The sequence below is a fragment of the Microbulbifer mixtoriginis (SeqCode) genome, assembly GCF_052467235.1.
In genome coordinates this window covers 942,760-959,767 of sequence record NZ_CP174305.1, presented here as the reverse complement: position 1 = coordinate 959,767, position 17,008 = coordinate 942,760, and the positions used below count along the sequence as shown (strand labels likewise).

Annotated in this window: 15 protein-coding genes; 10 read left to right on the top strand and 5 right to left on the bottom strand. The window is 50.7% G+C overall.

All coding sequences use genetic code 11. The annotated features are described in order from the left end of the window. The first annotated feature begins 28 nt into the window (after positions 1-28). From ACJJIO_RS04275 to ACJJIO_RS04260, 4 genes are read left to right on the top strand one after another with little or no spacing between them, the layout of a single operon-like run. Positions 29-712, top strand: a complete 684-nt coding sequence (locus tag ACJJIO_RS04275; protein WP_444900097.1) for a TVP38/TMEM64 family protein — start codon at positions 29-31, stop codon at positions 710-712. Between the two features lie 7 nt (positions 713-719). After that, positions 720-2,195 carry a dihydrolipoyl dehydrogenase family protein gene (locus ACJJIO_RS04270; protein ID WP_444910251.1) on the top strand — a complete coding sequence of 492 codons (1,476 nt, stop codon included), beginning with the start codon at positions 720-722 and terminating at the stop codon, positions 2,193-2,195. 42 nt (positions 2,196-2,237) lie between these two features. Beyond that, entirely contained in the window at positions 2,238-2,912 is a 675-nt protein-coding gene (locus ACJJIO_RS04265; protein WP_252082909.1) for a TIGR04283 family arsenosugar biosynthesis glycosyltransferase, read from the top strand. After that, positions 2,905-3,546 carry a TIGR04282 family arsenosugar biosynthesis glycosyltransferase gene (locus ACJJIO_RS04260; protein WP_444889661.1) on the top strand — a complete coding sequence of 214 codons (642 nt, stop codon included), beginning with the start codon at positions 2,905-2,907 and terminating at the stop codon, positions 3,544-3,546. The genes ACJJIO_RS04265 and ACJJIO_RS04260 overlap by 8 nt, the downstream gene beginning before the upstream one ends. Positions 3,547-3,877: 331 nt before the next feature. On the opposite strand, the gene ACJJIO_RS04255 is transcribed toward ACJJIO_RS04260, so the two are convergent. Next, positions 3,878-4,030, bottom strand: coding sequence for a hypothetical protein (locus ACJJIO_RS04255; protein ID WP_444889662.1), 153 nt, complete (start codon positions 4,028-4,030; stop codon positions 3,878-3,880). Positions 4,031-4,048: 18 nt separating this feature from the next. Then, on the bottom strand, positions 4,049-5,524 hold the full coding sequence (mltF, locus tag ACJJIO_RS04250) for a membrane-bound lytic murein transglycosylase MltF (protein WP_444884087.1): 1,476 nt from the start codon (positions 5,522-5,524) through the stop codon (positions 4,049-4,051). Between the two features lie 413 nt (positions 5,525-5,937). Here mltF and purL point away from each other — a divergent pair, with 413 nt between their 5' ends. The 3 genes from purL (at position 5,938) to ACJJIO_RS04235 (ending at position 11,773) form a co-directional block, all read left to right on the top strand. Beyond that, on the top strand, positions 5,938-9,804 hold the full coding sequence (gene purL, locus ACJJIO_RS04245; protein WP_444910250.1) for a phosphoribosylformylglycinamidine synthase: 3,867 nt from the start codon (positions 5,938-5,940) through the stop codon (positions 9,802-9,804). Positions 9,805-10,268: 464 nt separating this feature from the next. Further along, positions 10,269-10,592 carry a TfoX/Sxy family protein gene (locus tag ACJJIO_RS04240; protein ID WP_444910249.1) on the top strand — a complete coding sequence of 108 codons (324 nt, stop codon included), beginning with the start codon at positions 10,269-10,271 and terminating at the stop codon, positions 10,590-10,592. A gap of 299 nt (positions 10,593-10,891) precedes the next feature. After that, the gene (locus tag ACJJIO_RS04235) at positions 10,892-11,773 is read left to right on the top strand and encodes an aldo/keto reductase (protein WP_444910248.1); all 882 of its coding nucleotides are present in this window, start codon (positions 10,892-10,894) and stop codon (positions 11,771-11,773) included. Positions 11,774-11,853: 80 nt separating this feature from the next. On the opposite strand, the gene ACJJIO_RS04230 is transcribed toward ACJJIO_RS04235, so the two are convergent. The 3 genes from ACJJIO_RS04230 to ACJJIO_RS04220 all read right to left on the bottom strand — a co-directional run bounded on the left by ACJJIO_RS04230 (position 11,854) and on the right by ACJJIO_RS04220 (position 13,877). After that, a complete protein-coding gene (locus tag ACJJIO_RS04230; protein ID WP_444902897.1) occupies positions 11,854-12,372 on the bottom strand; it encodes a TrmH family RNA methyltransferase in 519 nt (172 codons plus the stop codon). 24 nt (positions 12,373-12,396) lie between these two features. Further along, positions 12,397-12,996: an SLATT domain-containing protein gene (locus tag ACJJIO_RS04225; RefSeq protein WP_252082895.1), complete on the bottom strand. Its 600-nt coding sequence runs from the start codon at positions 12,994-12,996 to the stop codon at positions 12,397-12,399. 209 nt (positions 12,997-13,205) lie between these two features. Next, positions 13,206-13,877 carry an outer membrane beta-barrel protein gene (locus tag ACJJIO_RS04220; RefSeq protein ID WP_444910247.1) on the bottom strand — a complete coding sequence of 224 codons (672 nt, stop codon included), beginning with the start codon at positions 13,875-13,877 and terminating at the stop codon, positions 13,206-13,208. A gap of 400 nt (positions 13,878-14,277) precedes the next feature. On the opposite strand from ACJJIO_RS04220, the gene ACJJIO_RS04215 reads away from it, so the two are divergent. The 3 genes from ACJJIO_RS04215 (at position 14,278) to ACJJIO_RS04205 (ending at position 16,991) form a co-directional block, all read left to right on the top strand. Then, positions 14,278-15,657, top strand: coding sequence for an SLC13 family permease (locus ACJJIO_RS04215; protein ID WP_444910246.1), 1,380 nt, complete (start codon positions 14,278-14,280; stop codon positions 15,655-15,657). 149 nt (positions 15,658-15,806) lie between these two features. Beyond that, positions 15,807-16,082, top strand: coding sequence for a hypothetical protein (locus ACJJIO_RS04210; RefSeq protein ID WP_444884094.1), 276 nt, complete (start codon positions 15,807-15,809; stop codon positions 16,080-16,082). Between the two features lie 240 nt (positions 16,083-16,322). Beyond that, the gene (locus ACJJIO_RS04205) at positions 16,323-16,991 is read left to right on the top strand and encodes a DNA-3-methyladenine glycosylase I (protein ID WP_444910245.1); all 669 of its coding nucleotides are present in this window, start codon (positions 16,323-16,325) and stop codon (positions 16,989-16,991) included. Positions 16,992-17,008 lie beyond the last annotated feature (17 nt).

The following is a 17,008-nucleotide window of genomic DNA, read 5'->3' as shown; positions in this document are numbered from 1 at the left end:
GGTTTTATAGCCATAGGGCAGGAATACTATGAGTAAAAAAATACTGCTGTTGGTGGTTATCGCGGTATTGGTGATTGCTTTTTACGCACTTGATTTACATCACTGGTTGAGTCTAGACAAGTTGCAGGAAGGCGGAGAGCAGTTCCAGCAATGGAAAGCGGCCTCACCATTTTTAGTGAGTTTCCTGTTTTTAATTTTTTATATTTTGGTGACCGGCTTGTCCTTGCCTGGCGCGGCTATTCTCACCATAGCCGCTGGTGCGATTTTTGGTTTGTTGTGGGGCACTGTTATTGTGTCTTTTGCTTCCAGTATCGGTGCCACTCTGGCTTTTCTTATGGCCCGCTACTTATTTCGCGATTATATTCAGGAAAGGTTTGCGGTACGCCTCCAAGTTGTGAATAAAGGTATTGAGCGGGAAGGCGCATTTTATCTTTTTGCCCTGCGCCTTGTACCTATTTTCCCGTTTTTTCTGATTAATATCTTGATGGGGTTAACCCACCTGCGAGTCTGGACATTTTATTGGGTGAGCCAGTTAGGCATGCTTGCGGCCACAATTGTCTACGTGAATGCGGGAACGCAACTCGCCCGAATAGAAAGCCTTAAAGATATCGCTTCCCCTCAATTGCTTTTGTCCTTTGCCCTGCTGGGTATTTTCCCTCTATTGGCAAAATACTTCCTCAACTGGCTTAAACGTCGCCGCGAGGCCAAGTGAGACTCCAATGAAAAAACCTAAAAATTTTGACCGCAATATTATTGTCATTGGTGCAGGTGCTGCAGGGTTGGTGAGCGCCTATATTTCTGCGGCAGTAAAAGCGAAGGTGACATTAATTGAGTCTGGGGACATGGGGGGGGATTGCCTGAATACCGGCTGTGTGCCCAGTAAGGCATTGATCAAGTGTGCTCGTGTAGCGCACTCCGCACGTACTGCGAGTAATTTCGGTGTGCGCCTGCCGGAACCGGAGATTAATTTTCCTGGGGTGATGCGGCATGTGCGTGAATCTATCCAGCAGATAGAGCCTCATGACAGCGTGGAGCGTTATTCAGAGCTCGGTGTGGAAGTGATAAAAGGCTATGCACGATTGGTTGATCCCTGGACAGTTGATATCACTTTGAAAAGTGGCGGTGAAAGATCTTTGCGTGGGCGTGCCATTATCCTGGCTACTGGCGCCGAGCCTATAGTGCCGCCATTCCCCGGCCTCGATACGGTTAATTATCTGACGAGTGAAACACTCTGGGATAGGTTTGCTCAACTGGATAAGGTTCCGCATAGATTGGTATTACTGGGTGGCGGTGCCATTGGTTGTGAGCTGGCCCAGGCATTTACCCGTTTGGGGTCTCGGGTGACCTTGATTGAGCGGGATGAACGTCTACTCCCCCAGGAAGACCACGAAGTATCGGAGGCTGTTGCCAAGGCATTGAAATCTGAAGGGGTATGTCTTCTCACTGGGCATGAGGCAGTTTCTTTTAGTGGCAATAAAGATCGCCAGGAGAGCACATTACATTTACGTAATGCCGAGGGTGAAACACAGGTGACATTTGATGAGGTTATCCTGGCACTTGGCAGGCGCGCTCGCACCAAGGGTTTCGGGCTGGAAAAATTGGATTTATTGCAGGATGGTAAACTATCAACCGATACTTTCCTGCGCACTCGCCACCCCCATATTCTCGCGGCTGGGGATCTTGCCGGTCCCTATCAGTTTACCCATATGGCTTCGCACCAAGCCTGGTATGCTGCAGTGAATGGCCTTTTTGGTGATATCAAGAAATTTGCCGTAGATTACTCGCTGGTACCTCGGGCAGTTTTTATCGATCCTGAGGTGGCCAGTGTTGGGTTCAGTGAGCTCGAGGCCAAGCGAAATGATATTGCTTATGAGGTAACTCGTTATAATCTTGATGATCTGGATCGGGCTATTGTAGATGGGGCGGCACAGGGTTTTATTAAAGTAATAACAGTACCAGGTAAAGATAAAATATTAGGCGTTTCAATTGTTGGTGAAAATGCGGCAGAGCTTATCGCCGAGTTTGTGTTTGCTATGAAGCAGGGGCTGGGGCTGAATAAAATCCTATCCACCATTCATATCTATCCGACAATGACCGAAGGCAATAAATTTGTTGCAGGAAACTGGAAGCGGGCCAATGCACCCAAACGCTTGCTGCGCTGGTTGGAAAAATTTCACCAGTGGAGACTGGGGTAAGGCCTAAGTAAAAAAGGGATGAGGCGGAGTTGAGGCAAGATAGTGCAATACAGTGTTATTGTGCCCCTGTTAAATGAGCGGGAGCAGTTACCCAAGCTTGTAGCGCAACTGAGGGAGCTGGTCGCATACAGCAGTTGTGAAATAATCCTGGTTGATGGTGGCAGTAGTGATGGTAGTGCAGAGATAGCCGCTGCAGCCGGGTTGCGGGTAATTCAATCCCAACGTGGACGCGCGCTTCAAATGAATGCGGGTGCTTCGGTTGCCTGTGGCAGTTGGTTGTTATTCCTACATGCGGATACTCGCCTACCGCAAGGTGCTCTGAGTGCCATTGCCTCTGCCTCGGTTAGGGGGGCACAATGGGGACGTTTTAATATTCGTATCAGTGGAGACAGCCTGTGGTTTCCCCTGATTTCTACCATGATTAATTGGCGCTCTCGTTTGAGTGGGATCGCCACAGGTGATCAGGCGATTTTTGTTCGCCGCTCCCTCTTCAATGAGGTGGGAGGTTATGCCCGGCAACCACTGATGGAAGATATTGAGTTGAGCCGGCAACTGTTAGAAATAGCGCGGCCCCATTGTCTGCGTCAGAGAGTCACTACCTCTGGGCGCCGCTGGCAAAAGTTCGGAATTTGGCGCACAGTCTTGTTAATGTGGCGTTTGCGTTTCGATTACTGGCGCGGCGTTCCGGCGGAGTGTCTGGCAAAACGCTATGAGTAACTCTTCTCTGCCCTCTCTGCGTCTGGTGGTAATGGCTAAGGCGCCCCTTCCCGGCTATGCAAAAACCCGTTTGATTCCAGCTCTTGGGGAGCAGGGTGCCGCCTCTTTGGCTGAGCGTTTGTTGCAGCAGACATTAATGGAAGCTGTAAAAGCCGACCTCGGCCCAGTAGAGTTGCATGTTACACCGGACTCCCTGCATCCCTTCTGGCAAACACTAGCCCTACCCAGGGGGGTAACTCTGCATAATCAGACGCAAGGCGACCTAGGTCAGCGTTTGTGGCATGCGGCCAATACTTGTCAGGTGGCGGGCCAGGGACTTTTATTACTGGGCACAGATTGCCCTGCATTAACGGCCGCGCGTCTGCGTAAGGCGGCCGTTGCGCTAAAGAATGCCGATGCAGTTATGTACCCGGCAAAAGATGGTGGATACACCCTGTTGGGGCTCAAGCGGGTGCACTGGAGATTGTTTGAGGACATTTCCTGGAGCACGGAGGTGGTTGCCCAGCAAACCCTGGAGCGCCTACAGGAATGTGCAATGCTCTGCCGGTGTTTGGAAGTGCTACCAGATATTGATGAGCCAGAGGACTTGCAGTTTTTGCCTTGTGCCTGGGGAGTGTCTCAAGCGGAAAGCTAGCTGGTTTCTACTAGCCAGGTGGGGATTCAACAAATTATCTGTTGTACAGTGGGCCTTTTATAGGGGGCGGCCAGTGTAACTGCTACGAAGGAGTTAGCTAGGGTAGGGGGCTCCAGAAAGATGATTTCCCGAATGACTTGCCAGCGCCCATCCTCATAAACCAGGTTGATGCCCAGCCTTAATTTTCTTTCCTGGCCAGCTAAGTTATTTTTTCGGGAAAATATTACCAGCGCAGAGTTGTTGTTCGCTGCCACATGGTGAATTTTTTCCAGCTGTTCAGTGGCAATTCACCGGCATCGCGCTTGTGTTTGAATAAATCGATAAATGCGCTCTAATCGGCCAGGGTCAATTGGTCGGATTCATCGAGCATGTAGACCTGCATATTCCTATAGTAGACGCTCTCCAGCTCATCCACTCGGCAGTGGGCTCCTGCCTGTACAAGATAATCGATAAACTCCTCGATCTCTTTAACAGTGTCTTCCATCTCTCTGGCGCCTGTAATTTATAGCGCGGGTGCGGCACTGCCTTCCGCTTCCACTGCGCTGTTCTCTGCAAGAATCCCACCGTTTTCATCATTGGCCGCCAGGCGTTGTTCTTCGATACGGCTGGTCCAGCTCAGCAGAGCCTGGTAGTGGCGGATATTTTGCACATAGGTAACCGGCTCCCAGCCGCGTGCATAGCCGTGCTTGGTAGATTTGTAATATTGGCGCTTGGCCAGTAGTGGCAGATGGTCGCGTACATCCGGCCACAGATCTGGGTTGCCGCCCATGCGCTGGGTGAGTACACGGGCATCTTCCAGATGACCGTAGCCCACGTTGTAGGCGGCCAGAGCCATCCAGGTTCTGTCGGGCTCGCGGATGCGTTCCGGTAGCTTGTTGCGGATATGCACGATATAGCGAGCGCCGCCCTCAATACTCTCTTCCGGGTTGAGGCGGTTGACCCCCAGCTCTTTGGCGGTATTCAAAGTAAGCATCATCAGGCCACGAACCCCAGTGCGTGAGCGAGCGCGGGGATTCCAGTGGGATTCCTGGTAGCTGAGTGCAGCCAACAGATGCCAATCCAGCTCGTATTGATCGGCCACTTTTTGCATAACTCCGCGCCACTTGGGCAGTCGCTCGCGGCTACGCCTGGCGAATGCCTGGGCACCACCGGGATTCAGTTCGCTGACGTGACCAAAAAATTCCTCGCGCAGCTGTGCAATCATGCCATTGGTATTGGCACGCAACATAAACAGTCGTGCTCGCTGATAGAGGCTGTCGTCGTCACTTTTGGGAAAAGCCCAGGAAACCGGTTGGAATTGGCTGAGATTAAAAGCCACTCCAGTTTTGGGGTAGAGCCCACGGTGCACAGCGTAGGCGTTGGAATCCACCACCGCATAGCTGTATTGGCCCTGGTGTACCATCTCTACCAGCTCCATAGCGTCGACATCAGAAACTTCTTCCCAGCGCAAATTGGGGTAACGCTGTGAGAGTTTTTTTAATTCTTCGGCATGGGCGCTGCCGGCGATAACCGCAATGGTCTTACCTTCAAGGTCACTGGTTCTGCGAGGACGTTTTTCTCCGAGGCGGTAGATAATCTGTTGGCGAACTTCAAAATAAGAAGGGGAGAAACGCACTTGTTCACGGCGCTCCGGGGTCACTGTCAGCCCGGCGGCGGCAAAATGAGCACCCTCTTCGGGATCGCGCAGGCGAGCGAACATATCATCCAGGCTGTGCACATCGCGAATCACCAGCTTGACTCCCAGCTCTTCGGCAAAAGCGTGCAGCATGCCGTACTCAAAACCGGTGGGATTGCCAGAGGCGTCTTCGTAATAGGTGGTGGGGCCGTTTTGCGAGAGGACAACAAGTTCACCGGAAGCTTTAATTCGCTCCAGGGTATTCGGTGCTTTACTGGCAACTAATAGGGAGGCACAGCAGGACAGCGCGATACCTTTGCACACGCGGCGGACATAGCGCAGCGCTCGGCTTCTCATCATCATAGGCTGTCCCCTCTAGCTCGTCCGTTGGTTTTATCGCTGTTATGCCTAAGGCCTGCTGCGGGTATTTCCGCCAGGGCTTTCCTCGCCAATGCTGGCACAGTCTGCCAATTTTACATTATTTGACGACAATCTGCCCAATTTGGCTTTAGGACACTGTGACATGGGCGCTTGAAATGCCATTAAGACTTTTGTAGGGAGTTTTAACCCCCTAATAAAATCGGTGAATTTACGATTGGTTTTGTTCGCCTTTTGAACACATTGATTGCTATTTAGTTCATGTGTACTCAAGTGACGGGCGGGTGTGTTGGAGTTGCGGCGCTTCGGGTACAATTGCGCCTCTCAAATTTCCGGGGCCTTGTGCGATTCTTCTTTCGCGCAATCTTTCTCATTTAGACAAGAGGCTATCTCCCGCAATGTTAGTTCTGCGTGGTGCTCCCGCACTGTCGAAATTCCGCCATAAAAAACTACTCAACCAACTGCGCGCGCTGCTACCGACCATCGACGATCTTTACGCCGAGTTCGTACACTTCGCCGATAGCGACGCACTGGATAACAAGGAGATGGCGCTGCTTGAGCGGCTACTCCAGTACGGCCCCAGCGAAGAGAAGCACCAGCCGAAAGGCGAGCTGATCCTAGTGGTGCCGCGCCCGGGCACTATTTCTCCCTGGTCTTCCAAGGCCACTGATATTGCCCACAATGCTGGTCTCACCCAAATTCATCGGCTTGAGCGTGGTGTTGCCTACTATCTGAGTGGAGTTGAGCTTAGCGAGGCCGAGCGCCAGGCGCTGGCCTCACAACTACACGATCGTATGGTCGAGGTGGTCTTTACCGAGCTCGAGCAGGCTGAGCAGCTGTTTGTTGAAGAAGAGCCCCGCCCACTGCGTGGTGTGGATATTCTCGAAGGTGGTCGCGAGGCATTGGAAGTTGCCAATGTGACACTGGGCCTGGCCCTGGCCGAAGACGAAATTGATTACCTGCTCACCAGCTTCCAGGAATTGGATCGCAACCCCACCGATGTGGAGCTGATGATGTTCGCCCAGGCGAACTCCGAGCACTGCCGCCATAAAATCTTTAATGCCTCCTGGACTATCGACGGCGAAGAAATGCCGCATTCTCTATTTGGCATGATTAAGAATACCTACCAAAAAGGCGGCGACAATGTGTTGTCTGCCTATGCGGATAATGCTGCAGTTGTGGTGGGTAACGTGGCCGGACGTTTCTACCCAGATCCGGAAAGCAAGGAATACGGTTTCAGTACTGAAGCCATTCATTTGCTGATGAAGGTGGAGACGCATAACCACCCCACCGCAATTGCTCCTTTCCCCGGCGCTGGTACCGGTGCGGGTGGTGAAATTCGTGATGAGGGCGCGGTGGGCCGCGGCTCCAAGCCGAAAGTGGGCCTGACCGGCTTTACCGTTTCCAACTTGCAGATCCCCGGTTGGGAACAGCCCTGGGAGTCCAATTACGGCAAGCCCGAGCGTATCGTTACCGCTCTGGACATTATGATCGAAGGCCCCATCGGTGGCGCAGCATTCAATAACGAATTTGGCCGTCCGAATATCTGCGGTTACTTCCGTACCTTTGAAGAGAATTTCGATGGCGAGCGTCGCGGCTATCACAAGCCGATCATGTTGGCTGGTGGTTACGGCAATATCCGCGAAGAGCATGTAGCAAAGCCCGAGTTTTCCCCCGGCGCCAAGCTGGTAGTCCTGGGTGGCCCGGCCATGTTGATTGGCCTCGGTGGTGGTGCAGCCTCCAGTATGGCCAGCGGCTCCAGCTCTGAAGACCTGGATTTCGCTTCAGTACAGCGCCAGAACCCGGAAATCGAGCGTCGCTGCCAGGAGGTGATCGACCAGTGCTGGCAGCTGGGTGAGAACAACCCGATTGCCTTTATCCACGATGTGGGTGCAGGTGGTTTGTCCAATGCTTTCCCCGAGTTGGTGAAAGATGGCGGTACCGGCGGTAATTTCGAACTGCGCAATGTGCCCTGTGATGAGCCGGGTATGAGCCCGCTGGAAATCTGGTGTAACGAATCCCAGGAGCGCTATGTACTGGCGGTTATGCCGGAAGACCTGGAGCGTTTCGAGCAAATCTGTGAGCGTGAGCGTACGCCTTACGCTGTTGTTGGTGAGGCTACCGAAGACAAGCACCTGTTGCTGAATGACAAGAAGTTTGATTCCAAACCAGTGGATCTGCCGATGTCGGTACTGTTCGGTAAGCCGCCGCGCATGCACCGCGAAGCAGAGACTCGCCAGGTTGAAGCCAAGGCTTTCTCCACCGCGGATATCGACCTGAACGAAGCGGCTGAGCGCGTGCTGCGCCTGCCCACTGTGGCCAGCAAGAGCTTCCTGATTACCATTGGTGACCGCACTGTAACCGGCCAGGTATCCCGCGATCAAATGGTCGGTCCCTGGCAGGTGCCGGTGGCTGATTGTGCGGTGACTACTGTTGCCTATGACAGCTACGCCGGTGAAGCCATGTCTATGGGTGAGCGTACCCCGGTGGCACTGTTGGATGCGCCGGCCTCAGGCCGCCTGGCTGTGGGTGAGGCAATTACCAATATCGCCTGTACTCCGGTGAAGCAGCTGTCCGATATCAAACTTTCCGCCAACTGGATGTGCGCTGCGGGCCACCCGGGTGAAGAGGAAAAACTCTATCGCACCGTAGAAGCGGTGGGTATGGAGCTGTGTCCTGAATTGGGCATTACCATCCCGGTGGGCAAGGACTCTATGTCTATGCGCACTGCCTGGGAAGAAGAAGGTGAGCAAAAGTCGGTTACCGCACCGCTGTCTCTGGTAATTTCCGCCTTTACCCCGGTTACCGATGTACGCAAAACAGTGACCCCGCAACTGCGCACCAATAAAGGTGAGAGTGAGCTGCTGTTGGTTGATCTGGGTGCTGGCAAAAATCGTTTGGGCGCTTCCTGTCTGGCACAGGTCTACAACGAGTTGGGCGACAAGCCCGCAGACCTGGATGATGCCAAGAAGCTGAGAAGTTTCTTCGAGGTGGTGCAGCAGGCTCTGAACGAAGACCTGATCATGGCCTACCACGACCGCGCCGACGGCGGTCTATTCACAACCCTGGCGGAAATGGGCTTTGCCGGCCGCGTGGGTATGGATGTGGAAATCTATGAATTGGGTGAAGACCCGATTGCCGCGCTGTTCAGTGAAGAGTTGGGTGCAGTATTACAGGTTCCCGCTTGTGAAGCGGATATGCTGGTACAGCGCTTTGCCGCTGTCGGTGTACCTACCCACAAGATCGGTTACCTGAATAATAACGAACACCTGTGCATCACCAATAACGGTGTTGAAATCTTCAAGCGCTCCCGTGCTGAATTGCAGCAGATCTGGTCGGAAACCAGCTTCCGTATCCAATCCCTGCGCGATAACGCTGAGTGTGCCGAGCAGGAATTTGCCGCAATCGCCCAGGAAGATCCGGGCCTGACAGTAAATCTTACTTTCGATATCAACGACGATATCAGCGCACCTTATATCGCTAAAGGTGTTCGCCCGAAAGTTGCGGTACTGCGAGAACAGGGTGTGAACAGTCAGGTGGAAATGGCGCACTCCTTCCACCGCGCGGGCTTTAACGCTGTCGACGTACATATGAGTGACATCCTGTCCGGCCGTGTCGCTTTGGACGAGTTCAAAGGTTTGGTGGGCTGTGGCGGCTTTTCTTACGGTGACGTTCTGGGTGCCGGTGAGGGGTGGGCTAAAACCATCCTGTTTAATGATCGTGCCCGCGATCAGTTTGAGGGCTTCTTCAATCGCAACGATACCTTCGGCTTGGGGGTGTGTAACGGTTGCCAGATGTTCTCAGTGATCAAAGAGCTGATTCCAGGTGCGGATCACTGGCCGCGCTTTGTGCGCAACCTTTCTGAGCAGTATGAAGCGCGCTTCGCATTGGTAGGCATTGAAGACTCACCTTCCGTGTTGTTTAAAGGTATGGCGGGTACTTACATGCCGGTTGCCGTTGCTCACGGTGAGGGGCGCGTGGAGTTTGCCGATCAGCAGGCGCTGGAGAAGTGTGAAGCTTCTGGCACTATCGCGATGCGCTACCTGAATAACAAAGGGGAAATCAGCCAAACTTATCCGGCCAACCCCAACGGCTCGGTCAATGGTATTACCTCCCTAAGTTCTGAAGATGGCCGCGTGACTATTATGATGCCGCACCCCGAGCGTGTTGCCCGAGCTGTCAGCAACAGCTGGCATCCAGATGAGTGGAAAGAAGATTCCGGCTGGATGCGCTTGTTCCGCAATGCACGGGTATTTGTTGACTAAGCCGATTCTCTTCTGCACCCCACAATTCTGTCGGGGTGCAAATTATTTTCTAGGCAGGCAAATGGATTTTTGTGGCATAAGGATATGCCGCCTGTATCAGCTGTTAAATCGCCCTTCAAAATCGATAGTGATTCTTCGAATTCAGTGCCGAGTGTATTTTCACTGTTAATTGATTTTTTATGGTTTTGTCAGTGTTTGCATCTGGCACGATTTACTTTTTGGAGCGCTTTGGATATTTCCTGCTACACTTAAAGGATTATTCGAAATAACTTTTCTCGCTATGGTGCAGTTATCTGTATCGATTCACAATTTTTTAATTGGCTTCTATGCAGAAATTCGGCATGGGGCGCTACTCATAAACTCCCTTCGACTGATCTTTCGCTTGTCGCGTTTTTATTGGCGCAGATCCCAGCAGTACCAAAAATTCTTTTTCCTACCTAGCAACAGTGACTAAGGAGATTGTCATGGCGTACAACGAAACACTAGCAGAAAAAGTGCGCAATTTATTACAGGGAAGTCAGGGGCTCTCTGAAAAGCAGATGTTTGGTGGCCTCGCATTTATGTTAAATGGCAATATGGTTTGTGGTGTGGTTGGTGAAGAGTTGATGGTGCGTGTGGGGCCGGATAATTATCAGGATGCTTTGGCTGAGCGTTATACTCGCCCTATGGATTATACCGGTCGCCCCCTAAGGGGTATGGTCTATGTGGAGGAAGATGCAGTGGAGCAGGACCTCGATGAGTGGGTAAATCGGGGGGTGGAATTCGCGGGGTCTCTACCGCCTAAATAACATAAAGCAAAGAATAGAGATGCAATGGTAGCCAAGATTTCCTGGCTTTTGCACTTGGATTTTTATATCGATTCGCAAAAAAGAGTGCACTATTCTCGAAATATTTCGACAAATGACATTGAGATCGTTTATGCAATCGAGAGTGGTGTATTTCTTTTTTCCTTTTTAATTAAATGTCTATTTATTTGAAAACTTCGTCGCGAACAACTTGTATCACCTATATTCAGCGCCGGACGTTATTAGAACAAGGGTGGCTGTTTGTTGTGGGTAGAGACTGCAGCATTTGGCAAGGATCGAGTATGTATTTCATCGAATTAAATAATGGCGTGGAGATTCCCCAAATTGGAATGGGGATGGCTGCGATAGGTAGTTGGCAGCAAGATGACGGTTTTGTCACCGAGGTAATCCTAAAGGCCATGGCAATTGGCTATAGGCATTTCGATACGGCATCTTTATATGGCAATGAACGCGCCTTGGGCCGAGCTATCAAGGAGTCGGGTATCCCCAGGAGTGAACTGTTTATTACCAGTAAGGTCTGGGATACCGAGCAGGGAGGAAAGAAGACTCACGATGCTTTTGCACGAAGCTTGGAGCGTTTGAAACTGGAGTACCTGGATCTTTATTTAATCCAGTGGCCCGTTCCCGCTTATACACGGGAAACCTGGGAGGCGATGGAGGGGCTATACCAACAGAAAAAAGTTCGAGCTTTAGGGGTATCAAATTTCCGCAAATCAGATATTGAGCAAATAGCATCTTTTGCCGAAGTTCGCCCGGTTATTAACCAAATAGAGTTGCATCCATATTTCACCCAGCAACCACTAGTTGACTATTGTCAATTTCATAAAATTGCAATTAGTTGTTGGTCCCCACTGGGTACCGGGGGCTGGGCAGAGGTGCCTTTGGCTGAGAAGCCGATAATGGACCCGGTGATCGCTGAAATTGCTGAAAGGCATTCAGCTACGCCGGCACAAGTCATCTTAAAGTGGAATATTCAGCAGCATCGTATTGTTATACCTAAATCGGAATCTTTAGAGCATATAGGAACTAACTTCTTACTAAGCGATTTTAATCTGAGTAACTCCGATATCCAGTCGATTAACAACTTGAATTGTAACAAGCGGCTTGGCGGTGATCCGGATTATGTACACAAGAAAAATATAACTTTAAAAGTACCGGATTGAGGGCAGAGCTTAAATAACGAAAGGAGATAAGTTATCTATCCTGCCGTTGTGTCTATAACTCTGTAAAGAAGTTTGTTGTTTTAAGCGGACCGCGAGGAAGTCATCTTTCTTAATAGCTCATAACTTGCGATAGCACAGGCCGAAGTGACATTCATTGAGGAATTAACCCCATGCATAGGGATGTGCACCGTTGCATCGGCTATTTCCAGTATTTCGGAGGCAATTCCATCTTTTTCAGCCCCCAAAACCAAGCAGACCTTATCTCCCTCAACGACAGGGGCTTGACCCAGTTCAACGCTTCTGGATGTGATCTCTAAACAGATTATCCGGTATCCCTCTTCCCGTAGTGCTAAGGCGGCTTTTAGGGCATCTTCCTCGTGTTGATAGGGAATGTGCTGCTCAGTTGAGCGGGATACCTTACGGATCTTGGAGTTTGGTGGTAGCAGACTATCTCCAGCCAGGTAAATTTTCTCTACGCCCAGGGCATCGGCAATGCGAAAGAGTCCACCGATATTGCTGGGTGTGCGAATATCAGTGGCCAAATAGCAAAGGGGAAAATTGTGTTTGCTGGGTGAATGATCGCTGTGCTCTTTCTGCATAGTTACCGCTGCTGAAAATGACTATTAACTGTTGAGAGGTTCTTGGGAACTCTCTACCTGTGAGCCTATTTTAGCTTCTTCGAAAGAAGTATTCCTCATGCGCTCCACTAAAGAAGGCTCCTTGCTGGCCTTTTGGCTTTGTATCTGCATCGCTTGGCGATAAACCTTGTCGGAGACAATAAATTCTTCGGCCCGTTGATTAATTTCACTGTAGCGGGTATTGAGTTCGGAAATTTTATTGGAGAGGTGCTCCAGGTCGAGAATGCGATCAAAGTAGAGGGCAATTAACCGTTCACATTCTCTGGCAATGGCTAGGTATTCATTACCCACCTGGCGGTGTCCCTCATAGTTTTTCTTGAAGTTGAAGAAAGTCTGTACTCCCCCCAGTAAAGCAGCCAGCAAGGCTAAAGCGGCGCCACTCCACTTGGTCCAGTCAGGAAGTTCCGCATTGATTAGGGAAAAGAACAGAGAGCCGAGGAATAAGTTGACCACCACTATGGGGACTCCGCAGAGCACATGCAGATTGCGCCCCTTCATAGAGGCGCGGAAGTGGCTGTGCTTACACAGATGGGCATTCCAGCGCAGTTTGTCCAGTACTGCCACGGTATTCGGTATCGTGCTCATGAATCCCTTCTGCCCCTTTAGTGTTATTTTTGGAGAGCGATAGTTTGCCGGATAAAAATGAGATGTACAGGGTGGAGCAGGGAAGATTGAGATTGAGGTGTTTAATTTACACACTGAGGGTTTAGTGGGCCTTGTGCTGGCGGTTAGTGAGCACCCGCCTTACAAGGCCTCAATTTGAGGGCTTCAAATAGGAGCTGGTAGTGAATTGCCTAGAAGCTATACGTTACGCCGACAGAAGACAGGTTGGCCTTCTCTTTTTTAATCTCGTAGATGGTGTGTTCCAGGTTGATGCCCCAGTCACCGTTCTTCCACTTAACTTCAGCACCGTAGTATGGGTTGCTGCCGCTGTCCTTCTCATTACTCCAGCTATAAGACCTATCGTAGGACTCTGCATACAAGAGCTCGCGATCTAGGCTGTATACGCTGAGGTTGCCGGAGTCTTCAGTCTGGCCGCTGTTATTTTCATTCCATTGGTGTACACCAAAGCGAACTCCGGCATTTAAGTTTTGTTGAATTTGCGTCGAAAGGGTTAATCCTAAGCTATAAGAATTGTATTTGGATTCCTGCTGACTTCTGAAATCGTAGTTTTCTATTAATACTTCATCTTCATTGTGCCACTCGAGGCCGTGAGCGCTCTGTTCATAGTCTCTGTGGATATTGCCGAGATTCGCTATACCGCCTTCGAAGGCAATATAGTTATTTACCTGATAGCCAACAGTCAATGCGTAGCCGGTTGAGTGGAGGTCCTCTCTTATCGCAGTGGAGTCTTCGCTATCAAACTGCATATTACCCAGTGAGGCTTTTAGGTAAAAAGGCTTCTCCTCTGCGTAAACGCCGCTACTAACTAATGCGATTAGGGCGGTGAGAGCGATATGATTCAAGGGGTACCTCAATTCAGTCAGTCGACAGGCGCTTGGGTGTTAGCAAGCGGCAAAGATCGTAAAGTCATGATTGGCGCGCATTGTACATCTGTACAAATTAAGCGTTAAGCAGAAAGGGTCCTTCATTACTGGATTGAAGCGGAAATTCTCATTGCTATGACACTAGGCTTGTCTTTTGGTGACGGCGGTTGAGCCCTTCCCTCATGACTACTAGGTCTGCTTATTTAAATATGCCCCCTTCCCGGAGTATTTTCTTCAGGTCAAGGCTGCGAAAGCCGCTCGATTTCTTGTATTTTGTGCAGCTCCAGATGAGAGGGGTAGCACTGCTCACCAAATTCACCTGGGGAATAAATCAATAAGAAAGTTAACCCTTCTGGCTAGGGGGGAATTGGGAGCTGGTATGTCGATTGCGCGGCAACAATTTATCGCCTTGGGGCCGTTACTGGCTGTAGCGTTTTACATTTCTTTGACTCTACTGGGGATGCAGTATCTTCCCGCAGTGACGGCAGCGATCACCCTGCTAACAGTGACTTGGTGGGTAACAGAGGCGCTTCCTATTCCCGCCACTTCTCTGGTGCCATTTGTGCTTTTACCCCTATTTGGGGTGACGGATCATAAGACTGTTGCGGCATCCCTCGGTAGCCATGTAATTCTGCTTTTGATGGGCGCTTTTATTCTGTCGAAAGCCCTTGAAAAGAGTGGTGCCCACGAACGGTTGGCTCTATATATGTTGCGTATCTTTGGGGTATCTAGCGGTAGGCGCTTGGTGCTCGGTTTTATGCTGGCCGCTGGTTTCCTCAGCATGTGGATTTCCAATACCGCCACAACCCTGATGATGTTACCCATTGCCCTGGCAATTCTCTCTCGTATTGATAATCAGCGCCTCACTGTTGCCCTGGTTCTGGGGATTGCCTATGGAGCAAGCCTTGGAGGCGTGGGGACGCCTCTGGGGACACCGCCCAATGTCATTTTCATGGGAATATATGAAGAGGTCACCGGTCGGGAGTTTAGCTTTCTTGGCTGGATGAAGATCGGGGTACCGGTTGCCCTGGTAACTTTACCGATAATGGCCCTCTGGCTTACCCGCAATGTTCACTTGAAGAATGAAATTGAGCCGCCCCAAGTCGGTGAGTGGCGGGCTGAGGAGAAACGCACTCTGCTAGTGTTCGCCATCGCTATTTTCTTCTGGGTAACCCGCAATGCACCGTTTGGTGGCTGGAGCGATTGGCTGGGGATAGGAGCGGCGGGAGACAGTACCGTAGCTCTCGCTGCAGTGGTGGCAATGTTCCTGGTACCCAATGGCAAAGGGGGGCGCTTGCTGGACTGGCAGACAGCGGAAACCATTCCCTGGGGCATGTTGTTATTGTTTGCAGGTGGTATAGCCCTGGCCAAAGGATTTTCAACATCTGGCTTGAGCGACATGCTCGGTAATGGATTGTCCTTTCTTACTGCCATGCCACTATGGCTGATGTTGGTGATTCTATGTTTGGGAGTTACCTTTCTTACAGAGATCACCAGTAATACAGCCACTGCGACTCTACTCATGCCCATTCTCGCTGTGGCGGCGACCTCTGCGGGCTTTGAACCTATGGTATTGATGATCCCCGCGGCTATGAGTGCCAGCTGTGCCTTCATGTTGCCTGTTGCCACAGCCCCGAATGCCATTGCTTACGGGACTGGTAAAGTGCGTATACAGGATATGGTTCGCGAGGGGGCGGTACTCAGTGTGACCGCATCGTTGATTATTGCGGGGATGAGCTGGTTGATTTTACCGGGTTGAGTTCACAGGTTTCTCTAGGGCTGGTATCCATTACTTTAGAGTGGGTGGTAAGTGTTTTAAACTCCGCCCCTTTGAGCCTAATAAGGTTATGTACCGGTTACAGAGTGTGAATGGTGTAATCGGAAAAACATGCGGTACAGGAGGTAGATGTGAAGAAAGCTGAGTATAAAATTGCCGTCGGGAAGTCTGGCTTTTCCAGTTTGGAAGAGGAAGTTACCCAGCTGCTGAATGAGGGCTGGAAGCCGATTGGTGGCTTGGCGTTTAATGCGGGTTACCCCTACCAAGCGATGGCGCGAGTGGTGAATGTTGCCAAGCCTTCTGGCCATTCACAGAGCCAGGCCCAAGCGTCATCTGAAGCTGAACCTACCAGAAGGCAATCCTATGGTGCTCAGGATGCTATGCGTATGATTGATGAGCTCACCTGAGATTATTGATTCGTAGATTGTTATGCGCTGATGTATGGAGGCAACTTTACATCCCTGCGGTGATCAAGCCAATTGTAAGAGCTCCCTTACTGATTAACGACCTTCTAAAGAAGGTGGGAGAAGAGGCTATGATAGGCTCACTCCGATAGCCTGGACACACTGTGATCCTGTCAAATGTGCTCACCGCTAACTTCATCACTCGTACGACATGCTTTAGCTATTAAAGGATATTAAGCATAAATGCGAAATTTTCTCGATATTGAAGCCCCCGTCATTGACCGTTTCGGCGGAAAGAAAGGCCTTACGGCCAGACTCACAAAGCCTAAATCCGCTAAAGAAATCTCAGCAATACCCAACAGCCAATGGTTGTCTGCGGCTTCTCGGGCTGTATTTCAGGCGGGGTTTAGTTGGAAAGTCGTGGAGAAAAAATGGCCGGGGATAGAGCATATTTTTTATGGCTTTGATTTGTCCTTTTGCCGATATCTCTCTGAGGAAGCGCTGGATGACTTAATGCGCCAGGAGGGCATGATAAAGCATTGGACCAAAACCCGCTCAATCTCCCGGAATGCAGACTTCTTCTGGCATTTATCCAATGAGAATGGGAGTCTGGGGGAGTATTTTGCTAGCTGGAATACGAAAAACTATGTAGAGAATCTCCAGAGTTTACGCAAAGGTGGAGACCGACTGGGAGGCAAAACCGCCCAGGTTTTTTTGCGTCGTATGGGGGTGGATACACTGGTCTTTGCCAGCGATACTATCCGTGCTCTGGTGAGAGAGGGGGTAGTAGATAAATCTCCCTCTTCAAAAAAAGACTGGGCCGCACTACAAGCAGCTATTGAAACTTGGCAGGCGCAGTCGAACCGCAGCTTAAATGAGATTAGCCAGATATTATCCTTATCTGTTGGGTAGTTCGTTAAGCTTGGTAG

Coding starts and splice junctions, on each gene's coding strand:
- ACJJIO_RS04205 (WP_444910245.1), top strand. CDS start 16,323: ATGCGAAATTTTCTCGATATTGAAGCCCCCGTCATTGACCGTTTCGGC.
- ACJJIO_RS04275 (WP_444900097.1), top strand. CDS start 29: ATGAGTAAAAAAATACTGCTGTTGGTGGTTATCGCGGTATTGGTGATT.
- ACJJIO_RS04260 (WP_444889661.1), top strand. CDS start 2,905: ATGAGTAACTCTTCTCTGCCCTCTCTGCGTCTGGTGGTAATGGCTAAG.
- ACJJIO_RS04230 (WP_444902897.1), bottom strand. CDS start 12,372: ATGCAGAAAGAGCACAGCGATCATTCACCCAGCAAACACAATTTTCCC.
- purL (WP_444910250.1), top strand. CDS start 5,938: ATGTTAGTTCTGCGTGGTGCTCCCGCACTGTCGAAATTCCGCCATAAA.
- mltF (WP_444884087.1), bottom strand. CDS start 5,524: ATGATGATGAGAAGCCGAGCGCTGCGCTATGTCCGCCGCGTGTGCAAA.
- ACJJIO_RS04240 (WP_444910249.1), top strand. CDS start 10,269: ATGGCGTACAACGAAACACTAGCAGAAAAAGTGCGCAATTTATTACAG.
- ACJJIO_RS04270 (WP_444910251.1), top strand. CDS start 720: ATGAAAAAACCTAAAAATTTTGACCGCAATATTATTGTCATTGGTGCA.
- ACJJIO_RS04225 (WP_252082895.1), bottom strand. CDS start 12,996: ATGAGCACGATACCGAATACCGTGGCAGTACTGGACAAACTGCGCTGG.
- ACJJIO_RS04235 (WP_444910248.1), top strand. CDS start 10,892: ATGTATTTCATCGAATTAAATAATGGCGTGGAGATTCCCCAAATTGGA.
- ACJJIO_RS04255 (WP_444889662.1), bottom strand. CDS start 4,030: ATGGAAGACACTGTTAAAGAGATCGAGGAGTTTATCGATTATCTTGTA.
- ACJJIO_RS04215 (WP_444910246.1), top strand. CDS start 14,278: ATGTCGATTGCGCGGCAACAATTTATCGCCTTGGGGCCGTTACTGGCT.